The 3,721-nt window shown below is 39.8% G+C and carries 2 protein-coding genes; both read left to right on the plus strand.

Annotation, left to right across the window (positions count from 1 at the left end; genetic code table 11):
• Positions 1 to 1,324 (plus strand): polysaccharide biosynthesis/export family protein (locus FJR11_RS08315; RefSeq protein WP_168503242.1); only part of this gene is annotated, 1,324 nt, incomplete at its 5' end.
• 64 nt (positions 1,325 to 1,388) lie between these two features.
• Entirely contained in the window at positions 1,389 to 3,575 is a 2,187-nt protein-coding gene (locus FJR11_RS08320) for a tyrosine-protein kinase domain-containing protein (protein WP_168503243.1), read from the plus strand.
• Positions 3,576 to 3,721: the final 146 nt, after the last annotated feature.

Here is a 3,721-nt window from a genome sequence, read left to right on the forward strand (position 1 = left end):
CCGTAAATTCAGTTTCCTGTGTTTAATAACTGTTCAAGTAACAACAGCATTTCATCCTGCTTTAGCGCAGAATTTACCGCCCTCGCAGTTATTACCCTCACCACCTGAAAGCACTAACGTCACACCTGCAAATACAAATAACGAAATTTCACCACAATTTAGCAATTATCTGTTAGGGATAGGAGATACAATTAGTGTTGCTGTACAGCGTCCTCCGGGGATATATCGCTTAGGAATTGGTGATGCGATTAGCTTGAATGTACAGCGGTTTCCTGATTTGAGTTTTCAAGCAGCAATTAACCCAGAAGGTAATATTATAGTCCCACTACTGGGAACAGTTCCTTTACAAGGTTTAACTTTGTCAGAAGCAGAAGCAAAAATTCGCTTCCAGTTAGACCGTTATATTATTAATCCTGTAACAGTTTTATCACTGGTAGGACAACGCCCAGACTCAAGTTTTCAAGCCCCCATTGGCATAGATGGTAATATTATCGTCCCACAAGTAGGAAAAATTTCCGTACAAGGTTTGAATTTGGAAGAAGCACAGACAAAAATTCGTTTGGCTTTAAGTAAAGTTGCTCCTAATCAAATTGTAGATGTATCTTTGTTGGCAATGCGTCCTGTGCAACTGACCATTACTGGTGAAGTATTTCGACCAGGAATATATTCTGCGTCAGCGACTATGCCCAAAATTACTGATATTTTACCATTGGCTGGTGGTTCAACTGCAAAAGCAGATTTAAGACAAGTACAAATACGTCGTCAATTAACTGATGGTTCGATTATTTCACAAAAAATTGATTTATATGCGTCCTTGCAAAACGGCACATCACCACCTAATTTACGTCTGCAAGATGGTGATGCAATAATTATACCACAACGAGAAATTGGTACGGATGAAGGTTATGATCGCAATCTAATTGCCCGTTCAAATTTGGGCATACCGCAGATTAAAGTGCGAGTGTTAAACTATGCTGCGGGAGGAATTGCTACCCAGTCCCTCCCCAATGGCAGTACCTTCATAGATGCTTTAGTGGGTATTCGTCTCGATACTGCTAATATCCGTGATATTGCTTTAGTTCGTTTTGATCCTGAGCAAGGCAAAGCTATTACCCAAAAATTAGATGCTAAAAAAGCTCTTGCGGGTGATGCTGCCCAAAATGTGTCATTACAAGACAGTGATGTAATTGTGATTGGTCGTAATTTGGTCGGGAAAGTTACTAATTTACTCAATACTGTTACTCAACCATTCTTTAATGTTCAGTCTTTTCTCAGATTCTTTCAAAACTTTGGCAGCGGTTTATTCGGAGGCACACAACAATAAAAGCAGCGATAGGTGACAGGCAAAATATCAGAATTAGATCAATTACCAACTACCAATTAGTTCTATGACTCCACCCATTGTTAAACGCTATCTTATTGCTTTTGAAAAGTATAAATGGATCGGATTAGCCAGCTTTAGTCTAGCAGTAATTGGTTCAACAGTAGTCGCTATGCTACCAGATCCACCTGTTAACTACTCAGCAGTAGGCGAATTAACTTATAGTGGGCCTACTGTGTCTTTCTCAAAAACTGGTACTGAAATACAGGAGCAGGGGAAGGAATTAACAGACACAAGTTTATTATCCAACCAAGTAATTGAGTCAGTAGCAATAAAGCTGAAGTTAAAGCCAATAACAATTGGGAAAAATTTGTCTATAAAAATGCCTAGTAAGGATAAATTGGGCAAATTAACATCAACAACTATTACATTGACATATAAAGATAACGACGATAATAGAGCCAAGGAAGTCTTGCAAGAATTAATGCAAGCAATGATTAAGTTGAGTACAGAAATTAATACTGCTAGATTAAAAGCTATTATTCAAAAAGTTAACGAACGTCTACCACAGGTAAAGAAAGAACTGGAAACTGCGGAACGGAAATTAGAAAAATATGATCGTTTAGAACGACCAGCCATATTAGCCGCAGAAAATGGCAGTTTGTTATCAGGAATTACTAGTAATCAGAATCAACAACGGCAAATTGGATTTACTATTACTGGGATTGATGCCCAAATTAAATCATTAGAAAATAAGTTGGGATTGACAGTAAATCAGGCTTATGTGGCTTCAGCCTTGAGCGCTGATCCGATTATTGCTAATTTGCGATCGCAAATTTATCAAGTTGAATCACAAACGGCTGTTCTCAGAAAAGATTTACGACCCCAACACCCGACAATGGTGCAATTACAGCGTCAGAAAGATGCAGCAGAGGAGTTGTTAAAAGTCCGAGCTTCTGAGGTCTTGGGTGGTGCAGGTATAGCTGCTCCTCTTCAAGGTGATTTAACTGGGATTCGGACTCAAAGCAGTTTAGATCCGACCAGACAGGCATTAGCTAACCAAATGGTGGCTTTGCAAACTCAACGGGAAACATTGCAACAACAACTGAATCAGCAAGTCCAACAAGAAGAAAAACTGCGAAGAGATTACTCGATTATACCGAATAAGCAATTAGAGCGATCGCGTTTAGAGCAAGCTGTTCTCCTGAAAAAAGCCATTTATGACCAAATCCAGGCCAAGCTAACAGATGCTAAAACCGCAGAGGCAGAAACTGTATCCAGTCTGAGCATTGCCAGTTTACCAGTGGCTACGGCTGAAGTAGTTAAACCCAAGAGTGTCCCTCTAACTATAGCTATCGGTTCTTTCGTCGGTCTGATTGTTGGTGGTGGAGTCATATTCTTGTTAGGTTCTCTAGAAGGAATTTTCAAAACCAAGGAAGATATCCGCGACAGCCTGAAGGAAAAAGAGGTGGCACTATTGGGAGAATTGCCGATTATGCCTTTGGATAATTTTCATCAAGATGTCGTACCAGTAATTATTCCCTCCGATTCTCCCTATTTGGAATTTTATGAAAAATTCCGCAGTAATTTACGCCGAATTGGTGGAAAAGACTTTAAAGTGCTGTTAATTACTAGCATCAGTAGTCAAGAAGGTAAAACAGTCAGCGCTTATAACTTGGCTATTGCTTCCGCCCGTGCTGGTAAAAGAACCTTGATTATGGAAATGGATTTGCGATCGCCATCTCGGTCTGCATCCTTAAATGTTAATCTTGATGCTGATGCTGCCCTAGAACCGCTACAGTATTACTCTAGCTTGAGTGAGTGTATTCGCATAGTTCCAGACATTGAAAATTTATATATTATTCCTAGCCCTGGGCCTGTCCGTCACTCTGCGGCAATTATGGAATCTAGCGAAATGAAACGGCTAATGGAAGATGTGCGGGAGCGTTATGATTTCGTAATTTTAGATACTAGCACTCTCAGTTTTTCCAATGATCCCCTATTAATTCAACCTTACAGTGATGGCATGGTGTTAGTAACCCGGCCAAATTACACACAGGAAAATTTACTTGGTGAAACCATTAATCAAATCATGGATTATGAGATCAACCTCTTAGGAGCTATTATCAATGGTGCTGATATCCCTATCCAAATCCCTGAACCAGTAGAAGAAATCATCCTCCCCACACTAGACGCAGAACTAAAAACTGTAGAGCCATCAATAGAAGTATCAGTTGGTGCAAATAGGAACTAGAAGAAATCAATTGAAAATTCAGAATTATAGCAGGAGTCAAGAGTCACCGAGTCAGGAGTCAGGAGTAAAACCCTGTTGTAGTCGGCGTTTCATTATCCATTGATGTCCTAATCACCTTGTCCGTTGCTATAAAAAACAATTTCTCC

Source organism: Anabaena sp. UHCC 0187 (genome assembly GCF_009712035.1).
Lineage (GTDB): Bacteria > Cyanobacteriota > Cyanobacteriia > Cyanobacteriales > Nostocaceae > Dolichospermum.